The organism is Streptomyces sp. NPDC007901 (genome assembly GCF_042959465.1).
In the GTDB taxonomy this organism is placed as follows: Bacteria; Actinomycetota; Actinomycetes; order Streptomycetales; family Streptomycetaceae; genus Streptomyces.
This window is the reverse complement of the sequence record NZ_JBIBKW010000006.1, coordinates 436,798-453,687: the sequence shown is the minus strand read 5'-3', so window position 1 is coordinate 453,687 and position 16,890 is coordinate 436,798. Positions and strand designations below refer to the sequence as shown.

The following is a 16,890-nucleotide window of genomic DNA, read 5'->3' as shown; positions in this document are numbered from 1 at the left end:
CGCCGATGACCGACACGGCGGTACGGATCGACGGGAACACACTGCGGCTGCCGGGCGGGGTGGCGGTGCGGTTCGTGCGCACGCTGCGGCTGCCGGAGACGGGCACGCATCCGCTGCCGCCGGGGCTCGGGGAGTTCCCGGTCCGGCGGGTGGGCGACTACCCCGACACCGCCCCGGCCGAGTGGCTGGCGCGGGGCGGGGTGATGCTGCCCGTGTATCTGCGCGAGGCCATGTGGCTGAGCTTCGCGGGCACGGCGGAACCGGCCGCGCTCCAGGTCGGCGTCGGAAAGGTGTGCGCGGTGTCCGGCGAGCCGTGGAGCGACCGGCTGTCCCGGAAACCGCAGAACTACCTGGTCCTGCCCCGGCAGCCCTGGCTGGACGGCATCAACTCCGGGAAGGGCACGGTCCGCCAGTTCGTGGCGGTCCCGCTCGGGCTGGGTGCGACCGTGGAGGGTCAGGTCACCGGCGCGGAGGTGTGGGGCGGGGTACAGCTGCAGTCGTTCGCGCTCAGGGACGAGCCGCTGGCCGAGTGGCGGCGCCAGGAGCGGCTGCGGCGGGAGCGGACGCCCGCGCCGGGACCGCTGGGCGGCTACGGTGCGGCACTGCCGATGATGGCCGCGGCACCCGCCGCACCCGGCGCGGCCCCGCGGTCCCGGTCGGCCGGGATGGGTCTCGGGGTCGGCGGTTCGATGCGCCAGGAGGTCTACCAGGACGACCGGCCGCCGCGGGACTGGGCCGAGACCCCGGCCGGACGCGTCTTCGTGCACCTGGTCACGCCCCCGGAGTGGCGGCGCATCACGGGCGAGGCGCCCCCGCCGTCGCCGGTGGACCGGGCGGCGTACACCCGCGCGGGTCTGCCCTGGTACGACTACTACGACGAGGACGCCCGGGATCTGGCCCCCACGGACGCCCTGGAGGCGGTCAAGCCGGTCGGCGATTGGCTGGGCGACGACCTGGAGCCCTGGCAGCAGCCGTCCCAGGGGCAGGTCCTCCCCCTCAAGGACGCGCCGGGCAAGGCGGTGGAGGACGGCGACTGGTGATCGCCGTTGCAGGGAACGCAACGACCGTTGCCCGTCTTGCCATCCACCACGGGTCCACGCCAAGGTTGCTGTCACGACCGAGGTGACGGACGACCTGAGGTGCGGGCATGGACAGCGGTACGGAAGTGACGGGCGGCGGCTGGAGCAGGCGCCGGTTCGTCGGCGTGATGGCCGGCGCCGCCGCGGTGGTGGCCGTCCCGGCGCCGGCGGCACCGCCCGAGGAGGCCCGCGCCGCGCCGCGGGCGACCACCAGCACCCCGGCGAAGTCACCCGCCCGCCCCCGTCCGCTCTACCTCGGCACCTACACCTCCGTGGACGGCGGCGGCACCGGCATCGGCCTGGCCGCCTACGACCCGGCGACCGGGGCGATCACCGGGACCGGCACGCTCACCGGCGTCTCCGACCCGTCGTATCTCGCCGTCCACCCGAACGGCCGAACGCTCTACGCGGTGAACGAGCACACCGACGGGAGCGTGACCGCCGTACGCCTGGCGGACCGGAGGATCCTCGGCAGCCGGAGCACCGGCGGGGCGGGCCCCTGCCATCTCTCGGTGCACCCCACCGGTAGCTGGCTGCTGAGCGCCAACTACACCTCGGGCAGCGTGGCCGTCCATCCCATCGACGCCACGGGTGCCCTCGGGGAGCGCACTGCCCTGGTCACGCACTCCAGCCCGGCCCCCGGGCCCGGCCAGCAGGGCCCGCACGCCCACCAGTTCGTCACCAGCCCGGACGGCGGCCATGTCCTCGCCGTCGACCTGGGCACCGACACGGTCTACAGCTACCGCCTCGACCTCACCAAGGGCACGCTCACCGAGGTCTCCCAGGCGCACACGAAGCCGGGGGCGGGCCCGCGCCATCTGACCTTCCATCCGGGCGGGCGGTACGCGTACCTGGCCGACGAGGTGGACGACACGGTCGCGGTGTGCGGATACGACCCGGACTCCGGCCGTCTCACGATCGGCGCGCCGCAGTCCACCGGCAGCGAGCCGGGCACCACCAACTACCCCGCGCAGATCCTGGTCACCGCGAACGGTGCCTACGCCTATCTGGCCAACCGGGGCGACAACACGCTCGCCAGGTACGCGGTCGAGGCCGACGGGGCGCGGCTGCGGCTGCTGGACACGGTGCCGGTGCACGGGGACTTCCCCCGGCAGATCGCGTTCTCGCCCGACGGCGGGCTGCTCTTCGCCGCCAACCAGCGGTCCGGCACCGTGAGTGTCTTCACCGTCGACGCGCGCACCGGCGAACTCCGGCTCGCGGGCGAGCCGTTCGCGTCACCGGTCGCCGTCTGCGCGCTGCCGCTGTAGCGTCCGCGGGCAGGAGGCGGCGGCGCCGGCCTGGGCCAGCAGGACGTGCATGCGCTCGGTGAGTTCGGCGACGTCGTCGGCGGGCGCGTGGAAGGCGAGCCGTACGTCGCCGTGGGCCCGGGTGCGTTCGATCCGCAGGGTCAGTCCGTGCCGGTCGACGGCGAGGGGCTGGACGCGGGTCGCGGCGTGCAGGCTCTCGGGGTCGACGAGCCGGGTGAGGCGCTCGACGGCGTCCGGGTGGGCGTCGGCGAGGTGGGTGAGCAGTTTGGCCTCGGCGCCGGCCAGCGGGTCGGGGTGCGCGGCGGTGAACTCGTCCAGGTCGACGACGACCGCCCCGGAGGGCCGGCGCAGCACCACGCGGGTGGGGTGGAAGACGAGATGCCCGTCGGCGAGGACGAACCAGCCGGCCATCCAGAGCCGGGCCCGGATCCGGCCCCGTACCGGGACGGGCGCGACGTCGGCGAACTCAAGCACCGCGGACGGCTCGCCGCGCGGGGCGCAGATCGCGGCCGCGAGCAGTGCGCTGTCCTTGGGCACATGCACCAGCACCCGGCCGTCGTCGGCGACGGAGTGCGCGCCGACGAACTCCTCGCGTCCGCCGTCCGCGGTCACCAAGCACGACCACGCGGTGGCCAGCAGCGACCGGGCCTGTTCGGCCGCGCCGGGTCCGGCCGCCCAGGCCGCCTGTTCGTCACCCATCCCGAATCCTCCTTAGGTAAGCCTCACCTAACTTAGCGAAGATCGGGGAGTACGCCAAGCACGGACCGCGCCACGCGCGTGAAGAACCGCTGTGACTTCAGGCGAAGAACCGCCGCGACGTCAGGAGATGACGCCCAGCAGTGCCCGCGCGCACAGGTCCCGCACCTGCTCCCGCGTCAGCTCCTCGGTGCGCAGCCACTCCAGGCAGACCTGCGTGGTGAAGGCCAGCCAGCCGCGCACCGCGAGCCGGGCGTCGGGACGCCCTTCGAGAGCCGGCCCGAACTCGGGGTCGGCGGCCAGGGAGGCGAGGATCTGGCGCTCCTGGGCCGTCTGGGCCTGCCGGTAGACGCGGCGCACGGCCTGGTCACCGGAGGCCTCGGCGCGATGGAAGGCCCGGAAGCCGTGGGCATGGGCGTGGACGTAGTCGAGGTAGACGTCGAGCCCCGCGGTGAGCTGCTCACGGGCGGGCACACCGGGCCCGGACGCCGTCATCCGCAGCATCCGCTCACTCTCCCGCGCCACGACCGCCGCGAAGAAATCCCGTTTGGTCGGAAAATAGTGGTACAGCAGGCCCCGGGAGACACCGGCGATCTCGGCGACCTGCTCGATCCACACGTCGTCGTACGGGCTCTCGGAGAAGAGCCTGGCCCCGACCGAGAGGAGCTGCTCGCGGCGTTCCGCCGTGCTGAGTCTGCGGCGGCTGCGCTCACCCTGGTTCGCGACCATGTCCGCACTTTACTTGACGTGGGTTCAACAACAGGTCGAGACTGAAGCCGCTTATTGAACCCACGTACAACTAGCTCAACCTGCCGCAGCATCGAGGGAGATCGCGTCATGGCGGAGACGGTCACGCAGCCGGGGACGGGGCCGCAGGGCCCGCTGCCGAAGGGGTTCCGGGGCGCCGAACAGGGCTGGCCGGACCTGCGCCGCATCCCGCACCCGCCGCGCCGGCTGCCGCTGCTCGGCGACATCCTGGGCGTGAACCCGCGCACCCCGCTGCAGGACTCGATGCGCCTCGCCGGGGAGCTGGGCCCGATCTTCCGGCGCAAGGCGTTCGGCAACGAGTTCGTGTTCGTGTGCGGCGCCGCGCTGGCCGCCGACATGGCCGACGAGTCGCGGTTCGCCAAGCACGTGGGCCTCGGGGTCGCCAACCTCCGCCCGATCGCCGGGGACGGCCTGTTCACCGCGTACAACCACGAGCCGAACTGGCAACTGGCGCACGACGTCCTGGCCCCCGGTTTCAGCCGGGAGGCCATGGAGGGCTACCACGCGATGATGTTGTCGGTGGCCGGGCGGCTGACCGACCACTGGGACCGGGAGCAGGCGGCCGGCCGCTGGGTGGACGTGCCCGGGGACATGACCAAGCTGACCCTGGAGACGATCGCCCGCACCGGCTTCGGGCACGACTTCGGGTCGTTCGAGCGGGACCGGCCGCACCCCTTCGTGACCGCGATGATCGGCACCCTCACCTACGCGCAGCGCCTCAACAGCGTGCCCTCGCCGCTGGCGCCGCTGATGCTGCGGCAGGCGTCCCGGCGCAACACGGCCGACATCGACTACATCAACCGCACGGTCGACGACCTGGTCGCCGAGCGGCGCCGGACCGGCCGCGGGGAGGGCGACCTGCTCGACCGGATGCTGGAGACGGCCCACCCGGAGACCGGGGAGCGGCTCTCCGCGGAGAACGTACGGCGGCAGGTGATCACCTTCCTGGTGGCCGGCCACGAGACCACCTCGGGCGCGCTCTCCTTCGCCCTGCACTTCCTCTCCCGGCACCCGGAGATCGCCGCCCGGGCCGCCGCCGAGGTGGACCGCGTCTGGGGCGACATACCCGCGCCGGGCTACGAGCAGGTGGCCAAACTGCGTTATGTACGCCGGGTCCTCGACGAGTCGCTCCGGCTGTGGCCCACCGCCCCGGCCTTCGCCCGCGAGGCCGTCGAGGACACCGTGCTGGGCGGGGAGCATCCGATGCGCCGGGGCGGCTGGGCGCTGGTCCTGACGCCGATGCTGCACCGGGACCCCGAGGTGTGGGGCCCGGACGCCGAGAGCTTCGACCCGGACCGGTTCGAGGCGAAGGCCGCGCGCGGCCGGGCCCCGCACACCTTCAAGCCGTTCGGCACGGGCGCCCGGGCCTGCATCGGCCGCCAGTTCGCCCTGCACGAGGCCGCCTTGGTGCTGGGCCTGCTGCTCCGCCGCTACGACTTCAAGGCCGACCCGGACTACCGCCTTCGGGTCACCGAGCGGCTGACGATCATGCCGGAGAACCTGCGGTTGCGGCTGGACCGGCGCAGCCCCGCCCCGGCGCCGGTGACCGTGCCGGACACGCCCGTCTCAGAGGGCGGCGGCTGTCCAGTGCACGGGGTGGGTGACTGACTCCGGCAGCTGGGTGGCGGCGCTGCCCCGGGCCGCGTCGACCTGCGGCTGGGTCAGGAAGAAGGCGCCCGTGAGGTCCGCGTCGGTGAGGTCGGCGTCGCGCAGGTCGGCGCCGATCAGGTCCGCGTCCCGCAGGTCGGCTCCGGTGAGGTCGGCGGCGATCAGGTAGGCCCCGCGCAGGCTCGCACCCCGCAGGTCGGCGCCCCGCAGCCGGGCGCCCATCAGATCCGCGCCCCGGCGGTCCTTCTTCCGGCCTCGCACCCCCGCCCGGGCCAGCTCGCTGGTCCGCAGCAGCAGCACGTCGACCGTCTGCCGGTGGGCGGCCACGTCCAGGGCGACGAGTTCCCCGGGCGTCCGCCGGGTGAGCTCCTCCGTCGTCTCCAGCAGCGCTTTCAACTCGGCGTGGACGGGGCGGGCGGCGGGCAGGCCCAGGGCCTCCGTCAGGTACCAGAGCAGTTCGTGCAGCTGCCGTACGACCGGGAAGACGTCGAACATCCGGCGGGCGTCCTCCCCGGACCCGGCCCGCCAGTCCCGGCCGCCGAAGGTCACCTGGGAGACCTGCTGCCCGGCGCCGAAGCAGTCGTAGACCGTGCAGCCGGTGAACCCCCGCTGCCGCAGCTCGGTGTGGATGCCGCAGCGGTGGTCGCCGCCGAGGTTCCGGCAGGGCTGTCCGGCGGGCTTGCCGACCGCGAAGTCGGCCGACGCGGTGAACGGCAGGGCGACACAGCAGAGGCCGAAGCAGCGGGCACAGTCCCCGCGCAGCCGAGCGCGTCCGGATATCTGTTCTGGCATCCGTCCACCCTACTGACCTGCGAGGACTTCCTCGTCCGCATTTCTGAGCCGGACCGCGTCCGCCCCCGGCGGCCGGCCGAACTGCCGCCGGTACTCACGGCTGAACTGGGAGGCGCTGTCGTAGCCGACCGCGTAGCCGACGTCGGCCACGTCGTCGGTGCTGCTCATCAGGCGCAGCCGGGCCTCCTGGAGGCGGATGTGCTTCTGGTACTGGATCGGGGTCAGCGCGGTGACCGCCCGGAAGTGCCGGTGGAACGGGGACGCGCTCATGCCCGAGAGCCGGGCCAGGTCCTCGACGCGCAGCGGCTCGGTGTAGTGGTCGCGGATGAAGCGGATCGCCCGGCTGATCTGGGTGAGGCGGCTGTCGGCGAGCCCGATCTGCCGCACCAGCGGCCCCTGCGCGCCGGTGACCAGCCGCCACAGGATCTCCCGCTCGATCATCGGGGCGAGGACCGGGATGTCGGCGGGCCGGTCGAGCAGCCGGACCATCCGGACCACGGCGTCCACCAGGTCGGCGTCGGCCTCGCCGACCGCTAGCGCGGGCAGGTCGTCCGTACGGCGGCGGGCGGCGCCGGCGTGCGGGTCGATGCCGGACTCCAGGAGCAGCGCGGCCAGCCGGGCGGGCCGCAGGCGCAGCCCGAACCCCAGGAAGGGCTCCTCGGGGGTGGCCCGGGTGCAGTGCCCCGAGACCGGCAGATCGACCGAGACGACGAGGTACTGGCCGGCTTCGTAGTCGTAGATCCGGCCGCCGAGCGTGAGCCGTTTCGCGCCCTGGGCGGGCAGCGCGAACACGGGGTCGGTGATGCCGGAGCGGGGTCCGGTGGGCCGCTCGGCGCGGGTCAGCATGAGGCCGTCGATCGCGGGGACGACGTCGGCGCCGCGCGGGGCGTGCCGGTCGATCAGGGTGCGCAGTTCGTCGAGGGACACGTTCGATTCAAACGCCGGCCAGGGACCGGCCGCAACACCCTCTCCGCGCACATCGACAGGATCGTGCAAGCGTGCGACGCGATCGCCCTAACGTTCCCGCAGCTCAGGCTGGTTTGCTCGAAGAGTCGGATTCCCCACGCAGCTTCCACGGAGCATTTCATGGCACTCGACTCGTACGTCGGTCTCGGCCGGTCCGGACTCAAGGTCAGCCCCTTCTGCCTCGGCGCGATGAACTTCGGCGAGGACGGCGGCTTCGGCTGCTCGGTCGAGGAGTCGGAGAAGATCCTCCAGACCTATCTCGACCTCGGCGGCAACTTCGTCGACACCGCGAACTTCTACACCAACGGCCACTCGGAGGCGATCCTCGGCGACTTCCTCGCCGCCCGGCCGGGGCAGCGCGACCGGCTGGTGCTGGCCACCAAGTTCTTCGGCAACCTCCACCCCGGCGACCCCAACGGCGGCGGCGCGGGCCGCAAGGCGATCCTCGGCCAGCTGGAGGACTCGCTGCGCCGGCTGCGCACCGACCACATCGACCTGTACTGGCTGCACAACCACGACTGGGCCACGCCCGTCGAGGAGACCCTGCGCACCCTGGACGACCTGGTGACGGCCGGCAAGATCCGGTACGTCGGCTTCTCCGACACCCCAGCCTGGTTCACCGCCAAGGCGCACACCACGGCCCTGCTGCGCGGCTGGACGCCGGTGACCGCGCTGCAGATGGAGTACTCGCTGCTGGAGCGGACCATCGAGGGCGAGCTGATCCCGCTCGCCGAGGACGCGGGGATGGGCCTGCTGCCCTGGAGCCCGCTCAAGAGCGGCTTCCTGTCCGGGAAGTACCGCCAGGGGCGGACCGCGCCGGCGGACGCGAAGCGGTCGGCCGTCCTCGGACAGCCCACGGCCGAGCAGTTCACCGTGATCGAGGCGCTCGCCGGCGTCGCCGAGGAGCTCGGCGCGAGCCCGGCCGCCGTGGCCCTGTCCTGGGTCCAGAACCGGCCCGGCGTCACCTCCACCCTCATCGGCCCGCGCACCCTCGCCCACCTGGAGGCCAACGTGGCCGCCCTCGACGTGCGCCTGACGCCCGAACAGACGGCCCTGCTGGACGAGGTGTCGGCCCCCGCCCTCAACTTCCCGTACGACCTGAACCGCCGGGTCGGCGCGATGCTGAAGTACGCGGGGGCCACCGTCGACGGGGTGCCGAGCGCGGTCTACCCGCCGCTGCTGGCGAGCACGGCCCGCTACTGAGCCGAGGCCTGCTCGGGGTCCTCGTCGTCGGCCCGTACACGGGTGAGCTTGGCGGGGTTGGTGACGACGTAGACGCCGCAGACCCGGTCGCCGTCCGAAGTGAGGTCCATGACCATCACCGCGTACGGGGCGTCACCCGTGAACAGCACGGCCGCGTCGTCCCCGTTGACCCGGCGGTAGCGGACGTCCATGTCCCCGGTGCGCCCGGTGGCGTAGCCGGCCAGCATGCGGGCGGCCTTCTCCCGGCCGTGGACCGGACGCAGCCCGGCCGCCTGCCGGGCGCCCCCGCCGTCGATCCAGACCGTCACGTCCGGGGCGAGGATCTCCATCAGCGCCCCGATGTCACCGCCGAGGGCCGCCTCCACGAACCGCTCGGTGGCTTCCCGGCGGACCCGGGGGTGGGCGCGGTAGCGGGGGCGGCGGGCGTGCACATGGGCGCGGGCCCGGTGGGCGAGCTGCCGTACGGAGGCGGGGGTCCGGTCGAGCATGCCGGCGATCTCGGTGTGCGGATAGCCGAACACCTCGTGCAGGACGAACACCGCCCGCTCCAGCGGGGTGAGGGTCTCCAGGACCACCAGCATCGCCAGCGAGACCGCGTCGCCCCGCACCGTGTGGTCGGCGCTGTCCGGCGCGAGGCCGGTGGTGGCCTCGGTGACCAGGGGTTCGGGCAGCCAGGGACCGACGTACGTCTCCCGGCGGGAGGCGATCACCGCCTGCCGGGCGAGCGCGTGGTTCACCGCGATGCGCACGAGATAGGCGCGCGGGTTGTCGATCTCCGCCAGCGGCGCCCGGCGGTTCCTGCCGGACCAGGACAGCCAGGTCTCCTGGAGGACGTCCTCGGTGTCGGCGACGCTGCCGAGCATGTTGTAGACGACGGAGAACAGCAGCTCGCGGTGGTCGACGAAGTGCCGCGTCACGGCGGGCGCCGGCACATCCTCGGGTTCGGCCGCCGCCGGGCTCACTTCCCGCCCCCGAACGCCTCTTTCCGGATGACCTGAAGGAGACTCGGCACGCCGTGCGTCGTGCGGACATCGACGAAGGCACGCACATGACGGCCGTCGGCCGCCGTGCGCAGCAGCGCGTCGCCCAGGTCCGCGCGCGAGGTGAACCGGCCGGGCAGCCGCGCGGTGGCCGTCCGGTAGTCGCTGACGGCGTCCGTGTCGAAGAGACCCGCGGGCCGCAGGACCGTCCAGTCGTGCTCGCTGTCCCGCACGATCTCCTCCATCCGCCGCATGTCCTCGTACACGGTCCGCCCCATCGTGCGCGCGATGAGCGGTTCGAGCACCTTCCGGAAGAAGAAGGTCTCGCCGGGAGCCGGCACCCCGAAGAGCACGGTCGAGGACACACAGACCAGGCGCCGGACCCCGTGCTTGGTCATGGCCTGGGTGATGTGGGTGATGCCCTCGGAGTACACGGTGACGGGGTTGCGGCCGTACGGCACCCCCAGCACCGAGATCACCGCCTCCTGTCCGGCCACGGCACGCGCCACGGCGGCGGGGTCGGACACGTCCGCGCCGACCACCCGCAACCGCGCGTCGCGCAGCGGGAATTCCTCGGGACGCCGGGTCACGGCGACCACCGCGTGCCCTTCGCCGACCGCCTGCGCTACGACCCGACGCCCGGTCGGCCCGTTCGCTCCGAACACCACGAGCTTCATGTGCTTCCCCTCTCCTGCTCCTGCTCCTGCTCCTGCTCCTGCTCCTGCGGGCGACCCCGCATCGGATGAGAGGGAACGTCGGCGCCGGATGTGACATCGGGTTCGCAGGACCCCCGACCGGAAACTCACCGACGAGTTTCCGGCCTTGTGGGGGTCCCCTCATCCAACGGAAAACAAGTTCGGCTACCACAGAGGCAGGAGCCCGCAGGACAGGAGACGGACCATGTGCAGGCATCAGCCCCCGTGCCCCGGCGCCGACCGCCCCGACCGCCCCGACAACCACACAGCCGTCATCGTCTCGGCCCATCCCGAACAGGGGTGGAGCCTGCTGTGCGACGGCACGATCGTGTTCGACGACACCGGTGAACTCCTGCCCGACGGCCGGACCGTGAGCCCGCACCGGCCCTCGGCCGCCGCCGTCTGACCGCCCGTCAGTCCTCCGCGCCGGGAACGTCCAGGCGGTCGAGGCGCTCGGGGTCGGCGAGGATGTACATCTCGGTGATCCGGCCCCCGGCGACGGTGACCGCCATGACCGACAGCGGGCGTCCCTCGGGCGCGGTGACCATGCCGACGGTGCCGTTGACCAGCGCGAGCCGGGCCAGGTCGGCGAACTGCCGGAACGTGAGCGCCTGCTCGGCGACCGCCTTGGCCCCGCGCACCACCTTGGAGGCGGCGGCGCCGCGCACCAGGGCGCCCGCGTCGACGCGCAGCACCACGTCGGGGTCGAGGAGGGCGACCAGCGCCTCGAAGTCGCCGCTCCGGGACGCGGCCAGGAAGGCGCCGAGGACCTGGCGCTGCCGGCCCAGGTCCGGGTCGGCCGACGGGGTGGCGCCCTGTACCCGGCGGCGGGCCCGGCTGGCCAGCTGGCGGGTCGCCGCCGTACCGCGTTCCACGATCGGCGCGATGTCGTCGAAGGGCACCGCGAACATGTCGTGCAGGACGAACGCCAGCCGCTCGGCGGGCTCCAGCGTCTCCAGGACGATCAGCAGGGCGAGACCGACGGAGTCGGCCTCCAGCACCTCCTGTTCGGGGTCGACGACCGACAGCGGCCGGATCACCGGGTCGGGGACGAACGTCTCGTCCATCGGCTGCTCGCGCCGCGCCGTACGGGAGCGCAGCATGTCGAGGCAGACCCGGCCGACGACCGTGGTCAGCCAGCCGCCGAGGTTCCTGATCCCGTCCGCGTCGGCACGCCCGAGCTTGAACCACGCCTCCTGGACGGCGTCCTCGGCCTCGGCGAGCGAGCCGAGCATCCGGTAGGCCACCGCGCGCAGTTGGCCGCGGTGTTCCTCGAAGCGCTCGGCGAGCAGTTCCGTGTCGTTCATCGCGTCCCCGTTTCCCCGTGTACCCCGCGTCTACTGCCTACCCTTTCATCGTGCGTGGCGGCCGGTCACGCCTCGTCGCGGGCGAGCGCCAGCAGCCGGTCGAGGACCCTCGGCGCGCCGACGCGCAGTCCGTCGTGCTCGAACTCGTCGGTGACCCAGGTGCGCAGGCCCCGGATGGCCCGGGCGGTGCGCAGGGAGTGCGCGGTGTCGACGTACATGTCGTCGTGGTAGACGGCGGCGGCGACGGGGACCTCGTTGGCGGCGAGGCGGGCCGGGTCGTACAGCGGCTGCCAGTCGGTGCGGGCGGCGAGCAGGTCGGCGGCCTCGCGCAGGGGCCGCAGGGCGGGGTCGGTGTCGAAGACCCAGGGGTGGACCGTCTCGCCGGTGAACAGCACCGGGGTGTCGCCCGCGAGCGCCTTGGCCGCGTCGAACTGCGGGAACTCGGCGCGCACCCGCTCGGCCGCCCAGGCGGTGGGGCGGGTGTCCTGGCCGTAGATGGGCTCGTGGACCAGGGCGTAGAGCGGGTTGCTCGCGTACGACAGCAGGCCCTGGACCTGTTCCTGGAAGGCGTCGGAGAGTTCGTGCCCGGCGGGGGTGCGGACGAAGGCGTCCTCCAGGAGGAAGTGCAGGCGGTGGCTGCCGTCGGCCGTGCCCAGCATCAGGCCGAGGGACTGGAAGGCCTCGACGGTGAGCCGGTAGCCGCCCGGGAGGAGCACCTCGCGGTCGAGGAGGTGCTCGGCGATCCGGCGGACCCGTTCGACGTCCATGGGATAGCGGTCGTAGTGCGCGGCGACCTTGCGCTCGATGCGCGGATAGGCGGCGCGGTAGACGTCGTCGGCGTGGGCGTCCAGGGAGGGCAGGCCGCCGGTGATCACGGAGGTCTTCAGGCCCTCGGGGAAGAAGGACAGGTACGTCACCGTGCAGAAGCCGCCGAAGCTCTGGCCGAGGGTGGTCCAGGGGGCGCCGCCGGTGAGCTGCGGGCGGATCGCCTCGCAGTCCCGGACGATCGAGTCGGCGCGGAAGAGGGCCAGGTACGCGGCCTGGGCGGCCGGGCCGCCGCGCAGCGGGAGGGTCTGCCGGTTGACCGGGGCCGAGCGGCCGGTGCCGCGCTGGTCGAGGAGGAGGACGCGGTACTCCTGCAGAGCCCGGTCGAGCCAGGCCTGCCGTCCGACGAAACGATTCGCCCCGAAGCCGGGCCCGCCCTGCAGATACAGCAGCCAGGGCAGCTCCTCGTCCGCCTTGTCGCTCGCGACCGCCTCCCGGGCGTACAGCTCGATGGTCTCGCCGCCGGGGTCGGCGTGGTCCAGGGGGACGGTGAAGTGGCGGTCGGTGAGGACGACGCCGGGCTGGCGGTAGCTGAGGCTCAACGGTTCTCCCGGTACGGACGGACGGTCGCGACCCAGTTCAGCACACGTCAGGGGCCCGGTCCCGCCCGGGATCAAGAAATCGTTACTGAATCTCCGATCAGCGGGCGGCGAGGCTGGAGCGGCGCACCACCAGTTCCGGCTGCAGCACCACCCGGCGGTGCTCGTGCGCGGTCTTCCCCTCGCGGTCCTCGGTCTCCTCAAGCAGGAGGTCGGCGGCCATGGCGCCCATGGTGACGGCGGGCTGGCGTACGGAGGTGAGAGGGACGGCGGCCGCGGCGGCGAACTCGATGTCGTCGTAGCCGACGATCGCGAGGTCGTCCGGGACGACCACCCCGGCCGCGTACATGGCCTGCAGGACGCCGAGGGCGAGGAGGTCGTTGGCGCAGAAGACGGCGGTGGGCCGGTCGGCGAGGCCGAGCAGGCGGGCGCCCGCGTCCCGGCCCGCGGCCACGTCGAGCCGCTCGGTGGGCAGCTCCCGCAGCGCGTCGGGGCCGAGGCCCGCCTCGGCGAGCGCGTTCAGCGCGCCGGTCCGGCGGTCCCGGACCTGGTTGAGTCCCGGCGGCCCGCTGACGTACGCGATCGACCGGTGGCCCGCGTCGACGAGATGGCGCACGGCCAGCGCCCCGCCCGCCACGTCGTCGACGCTCACCGAGCACTCGGTGGTGCCCTCCGCGACCCGGTCGACCAGCACGAAGGGGATGCCGTGCCGGCGGAACGTCTCGATGTTGCGGCCGGTGGCGTCGGCCGGGGTGAGCAGCACGCCGCGCACCCGCTGCTCGGCGAAGAGCGAGAGGTACTCGGCCTCCTCCCCGGCGTTCTGCGCGCTGTTGCAGACCATGACGCCGAGTCCGGCGTCCCGCGCCGCCCGCTCGGCGCCCCGGGCCACGTCCACGAAGAAGGGGTTGCCCATGTCGAGGACGAGCAGGCCCATGATCCGGCTGCGGCCCGCGCGCAGCTGACGCGCGGACTCGCTGCGGACATAGCCGAGCCGGTCGATCGCCGACTGCACCCGCGCCCGGGTCTCGCCCGCGACGGTGTCCGGGCGGTTGATGACGTTGGAGACCGTGCCGACCGAGACTCCGGCGGCGCGGGCGACGTCCTTGATACCCACCGACTGGGCCATCGGGCGAGACCTCCAGGGAACATGGGCGGCACCTTCACCGCACGGAAGGGCACACCGGGAAGGGCTTCACATTACGACATGACTCGCACACCAGGGCGGCTCAGCCGGGCAGCGCGAAGTCCACGACATGGAGCGCCGAGGGTGTCGTACCGCTCGACGCCTCCTGGTACAGGAACGACAGCACGTTGTCCGCCTTGACCCGCAGCTCGTCGATCACGACCTCGCCGAAGGCGTTCAGGTCACCGCCGTCGTGGAGCAGCGCCCAGTCGGTGTACCCGGAGGACTTCGACGCGCCGGCGATCCGGCCGTAGGGGAAGACCGCGTAGGCGTTGTCGTACTTGTCCAGGACCAGCTTGGTGCGCTGGCTTGAGTTCAGTACGACGGGGATCTCGGTCTTCTGCCAGGTGCCGGAGGAGTTCTTGCGGACGTGGAAGGCACGGCCGTTGGCGGTGCGGTCGGCGACGTAGTCCGTGGTGCACTGGCCGAAACGGCCGGGGACGTAGCTGATGATCGCGTGCGGCAGGCCGGTGGAGTCGGTCCACTGGCTCTCCTGGTTCATCAGGGAGTGGTCGGGGTTGAGCGAGTCCACGACCAGCCCGGAGTCGGTGACGGCGACGGTGTCCGAGGTGCCGGTGGTGGCGACCAGGGCGCCGGCGTCGTTGCGCCAGGTACGGCCGCGGTCGGTGGAGTAGACGTAGCCGGTGTCGTGGTTGGTGATGCCCCCGCTGTTGCACATGACGGACGCCGACTGCTCGCGCCAGGTGAAGAAGGCGTGCAGCCGCCCGTTGACGTCGTAGTCGATGCCGTGCAGATACATGTTCCGGGCGGTACTGGAGCCGTGCGAGCTGGTGTACGTCCCCGTCGAACTCGTCCACTCCCCCAGCGCGGTCCAGCTCGAACCGTCGTACTCCGCGAGGGCGTTGCGGCCGTTCCCGGAGATCCCCACCCGGTAGCTCAGCTGGAGCTTGCCCTCGGGCGTGGAGACGAACTGCGGGTAGGTGAACTGCGAGGTGAGCGACACCCCGTCGAGAGAGGTCTGTACGGCGCCGAAGACGGCCGAGGTCCAGGCGGTGGAAGCGGGGTTGTCCAGCAGCCCGGCGACCGACTTGACGTAGAAGAACCCGTCGCTGTGGGAGTCCATGGTGAGGTGGAGCCGCCCGTCGACCTTCGAGACGCCCATCGAGATGACGTTGTGCGAGTCGCTGGACTTGAGCTGGTGGGAGAGGGTGACGGTGGACCACGTCGACCCGCCGAGCACCCGGCGCCCGATCACCGCGTAGCCGGTGGAGGTGTACCAGCCGGCGTACTGGTAGCCCTTGTACGTGAACAGGCCGTTCTTCTGGAACGAGTTGTTGTTGACCAGGCCGTCGTAGGAGACGAAGAAGATCGCCTGGGCATCGAGTCGCGTGCTCTGCTGCTGGTTCACCGACGGTCCGGGGTCGGCCGCGCGGGCGGTGCCGGCGGCGAGGGCGGGGGTGGCCACGGCTCCGACGAGCGCGGCTCCGAGCACGGTACGTCTTTTCACGAGCGGCTCCTGAGGGGCACGGGTCAGGCGAGGTGGAACACTTCGGTGAGCGGTTTCATCGCCTCGTCGGGACGGGCGCCGTCGAGGGATTCGAAGAAGGGGCCCATCTCGGCCTGCCAGCGGGCGTTGACGTCGGTGGCCTCCATGCCGGCGAGGGCGGCATCGAAGTCCTCGGTCTCCAGGTAGCCGACCAGCAGGCCGTCGTCGCGCAGGAAGAGCGAGTAGTTGTGCCAGCCGGTGGCGGAGAGCGCCTCGAGCATCTCCGGCCACACGGCGGCGTGTCGTTCGCGGTACTCGGCGAGGCGGTCCTGCCGGACCTTGAGGAGGAAACAGACGCGCTGCATAAGTACCGCTCCCGCTCTAGAAGTTGAACTGGTCGATGTTCTTCGCGTCGAACACGGTCGGCTTGCCGAGGTTGATCACGCCGTCCTTGCCGATGGTGTACGTGGTGTCGCCGGCCTTGAAGGTCTCGCCCTCCTTGCCGGTGATCTGCCCGGAGACCAGGGCGACGGCGGTGCGGGCCGCGAGGTCGCCGAGCTTGGCCGGGTCCCACAGCTCGAAGGCGTCGACGGTGCCGTTCTTCACGTACTGGCGCATGTCGTTCGGCGTGCCCAGGCCGGTCAGCTTGACCTTGCCCTTGTACTTCGACCCCGACAGGTACTGGGCCGCGGCCTTGATGCCCACCGTGGTCGGGGAGATGATCCCCTTCAGGTTCGGGTACTGCTGGAGCAGGCCCTGGGTCTGCTGGAAGGACTGCTGGGCGTCGTCGTTGCCGTAGGCGATCTTGACCAGCTTGACGTTCTTGTACTTCGGGTCCTTCAGCTCGTCCTTCATGAAGCCGATCCAGGTGTTCTGGTTCGTCGCGGTCTGCGCGGCGCTCAGGATCGCGATCTCGCCCTTGTACCCGATCTGCTCGGCGAGCAGCTGCACCTCGGTACGGCCGAGGTCCTCGGCGCTGGCCTGCGACACGAAGGCGTTGCGGCAGCCGGCGTTGGTGTCGGAGTCGTAGGTGACGACCTTGATTCCGTTGCTCATGGCCTGCTTGAGCCCGGTGCACAGGGCGCCGGGGTCCTGGGCGGACACGGCCATGGCGTCGACCTGCTGCTGGACGAGGGTGTTGACGTAGCTGACCTGGCCGGAGGTGTCGGTCGCGCTGGACGGCCCGACCTCCTTGTACTTGCTGCCCAGCTCGGTGAGCGCCTTCTCGCCACCCTTGTCGGCGGAGGTGAAGTAGGGGTTGTTGACCTGCTTGGGCAGGAACCCGACGGTGAGCCCCTTCTTCAGGGCCGCGTTCGGATCGGCCTTGGCGGTCGAGGTGGCCGCCGACGACTCGTCACTGCCGGAGTTGTTCTTGGTCGTGCCACCACAGGCGGTGGCGGCAAGGGCGAGAGAGGAGACGGCGGCGACGGCCACACAGACACGCCGGAGGGACGACTTACGCATGACGGTTCCTTTGAGAGAAAGGGTCGTGGAACGCGCCCTTCAGGGGCGCGGGACTGCGTTGAATTTGCGG

The 16,890-nt window shown here is 72.1% G+C and carries 17 protein-coding genes; 5 read left to right on the top strand and 12 right to left on the bottom strand.

Annotated elements, in window-relative coordinates:
- Positions 1-5 precede the first annotated feature (5 nt).
- Together ACFZDK_RS22460 and ACFZDK_RS22455 are read left to right on the top strand one after the other, a co-directional pair.
- On the top strand, positions 6-1,040 hold the full coding sequence (locus ACFZDK_RS22460; protein ID WP_390974884.1) for a hypothetical protein: 1,035 nt from the start codon (positions 6-8) through the stop codon (positions 1,038-1,040).
- A 107-nt stretch (positions 1,041-1,147) separates the two neighbouring features.
- Positions 1,148-2,347, top strand: a complete 1,200-nt coding sequence (locus tag ACFZDK_RS22455) for a beta-propeller fold lactonase family protein (RefSeq protein WP_390974882.1) — start codon at positions 1,148-1,150, stop codon at positions 2,345-2,347.
- On the opposite strand, the gene ACFZDK_RS22450 is transcribed toward ACFZDK_RS22455, so the two are convergent.
- Together ACFZDK_RS22450 and ACFZDK_RS22445 are read right to left on the bottom strand one after the other, a co-directional pair.
- Positions 2,315-3,046 carry a DUF2470 domain-containing protein gene (locus ACFZDK_RS22450; protein ID WP_390974881.1) on the bottom strand — a complete coding sequence of 244 codons (732 nt, stop codon included), beginning with the start codon at positions 3,044-3,046 and terminating at the stop codon, positions 2,315-2,317. The two genes, ACFZDK_RS22455 and ACFZDK_RS22450, sit on opposite strands and share 33 nt — an antisense overlap.
- Before the next feature lie 120 nt (positions 3,047-3,166).
- On the bottom strand, positions 3,167-3,772 hold the full coding sequence (locus ACFZDK_RS22445; protein WP_390974879.1) for a TetR family transcriptional regulator: 606 nt from the start codon (positions 3,770-3,772) through the stop codon (positions 3,167-3,169).
- A gap of 108 nt (positions 3,773-3,880) precedes the next feature.
- On the opposite strand from ACFZDK_RS22445, the gene ACFZDK_RS22440 reads away from it, so the two are divergent.
- A complete protein-coding gene (locus tag ACFZDK_RS22440) occupies positions 3,881-5,419 on the top strand; it encodes a cytochrome P450 (RefSeq protein WP_390974878.1) in 1,539 nt (512 codons plus the stop codon).
- Here the strand turns inward: ACFZDK_RS22440 and ACFZDK_RS22435 are convergent.
- Positions 5,378-6,211 carry a pentapeptide repeat-containing protein gene (locus ACFZDK_RS22435; RefSeq protein WP_390974877.1) on the bottom strand — a complete coding sequence of 278 codons (834 nt, stop codon included), beginning with the start codon at positions 6,209-6,211 and terminating at the stop codon, positions 5,378-5,380. The two genes, ACFZDK_RS22440 and ACFZDK_RS22435, sit on opposite strands and share 42 nt — an antisense overlap.
- Before the next feature lie 9 nt (positions 6,212-6,220).
- Entirely contained in the window at positions 6,221-7,138 is a 918-nt protein-coding gene (locus tag ACFZDK_RS22430; protein WP_390974875.1) for an AraC family transcriptional regulator N-terminal domain-containing protein, read from the bottom strand.
- A gap of 159 nt (positions 7,139-7,297) precedes the next feature.
- On the opposite strand from ACFZDK_RS22430, the gene ACFZDK_RS22425 reads away from it, so the two are divergent.
- The gene (locus ACFZDK_RS22425; protein WP_390974873.1) at positions 7,298-8,380 is read left to right on the top strand and encodes an aldo/keto reductase; all 1,083 of its coding nucleotides are present in this window, start codon (positions 7,298-7,300) and stop codon (positions 8,378-8,380) included.
- Here ACFZDK_RS22425 and sigJ (ACFZDK_RS22420) read toward each other — a convergent pair.
- Together sigJ (ACFZDK_RS22420) and ACFZDK_RS22415 are read right to left on the bottom strand one after the other, a co-directional pair.
- Positions 8,374-9,342 (bottom strand): RNA polymerase sigma factor SigJ, encoded by a 969-nt coding sequence (sigJ, locus tag ACFZDK_RS22420; RefSeq protein ID WP_390974871.1) that lies wholly within the window; start codon positions 9,340-9,342, stop codon positions 8,374-8,376. The genes ACFZDK_RS22425 and sigJ (ACFZDK_RS22420) overlap by 7 nt on opposite strands.
- Entirely contained in the window at positions 9,339-10,037 is a 699-nt protein-coding gene (locus tag ACFZDK_RS22415) for an NAD(P)H-binding protein (protein ID WP_390974869.1), read from the bottom strand. Before ACFZDK_RS22415 ends, sigJ (ACFZDK_RS22420) begins: the two co-directional genes overlap by 4 nt.
- A 223-nt stretch (positions 10,038-10,260) precedes the next feature.
- On the opposite strand from ACFZDK_RS22415, the gene ACFZDK_RS22410 reads away from it, so the two are divergent.
- Positions 10,261-10,461: a DUF5999 family protein gene (locus ACFZDK_RS22410; RefSeq protein ID WP_390974867.1), complete on the top strand. Its 201-nt coding sequence runs from the start codon at positions 10,261-10,263 to the stop codon at positions 10,459-10,461.
- A gap of 7 nt (positions 10,462-10,468) precedes the next feature.
- On the opposite strand, the gene sigJ (ACFZDK_RS22405) is transcribed toward ACFZDK_RS22410, so the two are convergent.
- The 6 genes from sigJ (ACFZDK_RS22405) to rhaS all read right to left on the bottom strand — a co-directional run bounded on the left by sigJ (ACFZDK_RS22405) (position 10,469) and on the right by rhaS (position 16,820).
- A complete protein-coding gene (gene sigJ, locus ACFZDK_RS22405; protein WP_390974865.1) occupies positions 10,469-11,362 on the bottom strand; it encodes an RNA polymerase sigma factor SigJ in 894 nt (297 codons plus the stop codon).
- Positions 11,363-11,427: 65 nt separating this feature from the next.
- Positions 11,428-12,729, bottom strand: a complete 1,302-nt coding sequence (locus ACFZDK_RS22400; protein ID WP_390974863.1) for an alpha/beta fold hydrolase — start codon at positions 12,727-12,729, stop codon at positions 11,428-11,430.
- Between the two features lie 97 nt (positions 12,730-12,826).
- Positions 12,827-13,852, bottom strand: a complete 1,026-nt coding sequence (locus ACFZDK_RS22395; RefSeq protein ID WP_359222591.1) for a LacI family DNA-binding transcriptional regulator — start codon at positions 13,850-13,852, stop codon at positions 12,827-12,829.
- Between the two features lie 100 nt (positions 13,853-13,952).
- Positions 13,953-15,377, bottom strand: coding sequence for a BNR-4 repeat-containing protein (locus ACFZDK_RS22390; RefSeq protein ID WP_390974861.1), 1,425 nt, complete (start codon positions 15,375-15,377; stop codon positions 13,953-13,955).
- A 23-nt stretch (positions 15,378-15,400) separates the two neighbouring features.
- Positions 15,401-15,721, bottom strand: coding sequence for an L-rhamnose mutarotase (locus ACFZDK_RS22385; RefSeq protein ID WP_390974859.1), 321 nt, complete (start codon positions 15,719-15,721; stop codon positions 15,401-15,403).
- A gap of 16 nt (positions 15,722-15,737) precedes the next feature.
- On the bottom strand, positions 15,738-16,820 hold the full coding sequence (gene rhaS / locus ACFZDK_RS22380; protein WP_390974857.1) for a rhamnose ABC transporter substrate-binding protein: 1,083 nt from the start codon (positions 16,818-16,820) through the stop codon (positions 15,738-15,740).
- Positions 16,821-16,890 lie beyond the last annotated feature (70 nt).

Coding starts and splice junctions, on each gene's coding strand:
- ACFZDK_RS22440 (WP_390974878.1), top strand. CDS start 3,881: ATGGCGGAGACGGTCACGCAGCCGGGGACGGGGCCGCAGGGCCCGCTG.
- ACFZDK_RS22450 (WP_390974881.1), bottom strand. CDS start 3,046: ATGGGTGACGAACAGGCGGCCTGGGCGGCCGGACCCGGCGCGGCCGAA.
- rhaS (WP_390974857.1), bottom strand. CDS start 16,820: ATGCGTAAGTCGTCCCTCCGGCGTGTCTGTGTGGCCGTCGCCGCCGTC.
- ACFZDK_RS22385 (WP_390974859.1), bottom strand. CDS start 15,721: ATGCAGCGCGTCTGTTTCCTCCTCAAGGTCCGGCAGGACCGCCTCGCC.
- ACFZDK_RS22435 (WP_390974877.1), bottom strand. CDS start 6,211: ATGCCAGAACAGATATCCGGACGCGCTCGGCTGCGCGGGGACTGTGCC.
- sigJ (WP_390974865.1), bottom strand. CDS start 11,362: ATGAACGACACGGAACTGCTCGCCGAGCGCTTCGAGGAACACCGCGGC.
- ACFZDK_RS22460 (WP_390974884.1), top strand. CDS start 6: ATGACCGACACGGCGGTACGGATCGACGGGAACACACTGCGGCTGCCG.
- ACFZDK_RS22415 (WP_390974869.1), bottom strand. CDS start 10,037: ATGAAGCTCGTGGTGTTCGGAGCGAACGGGCCGACCGGGCGTCGGGTC.
- ACFZDK_RS22395 (WP_359222591.1), bottom strand. CDS start 13,852: ATGGCCCAGTCGGTGGGTATCAAGGACGTCGCCCGCGCCGCCGGAGTC.
- ACFZDK_RS22425 (WP_390974873.1), top strand. CDS start 7,298: ATGGCACTCGACTCGTACGTCGGTCTCGGCCGGTCCGGACTCAAGGTC.
- ACFZDK_RS22410 (WP_390974867.1), top strand. CDS start 10,261: ATGTGCAGGCATCAGCCCCCGTGCCCCGGCGCCGACCGCCCCGACCGC.
- ACFZDK_RS22455 (WP_390974882.1), top strand. CDS start 1,148: ATGGACAGCGGTACGGAAGTGACGGGCGGCGGCTGGAGCAGGCGCCGG.
- ACFZDK_RS22445 (WP_390974879.1), bottom strand. CDS start 3,772: ATGGTCGCGAACCAGGGTGAGCGCAGCCGCCGCAGACTCAGCACGGCG.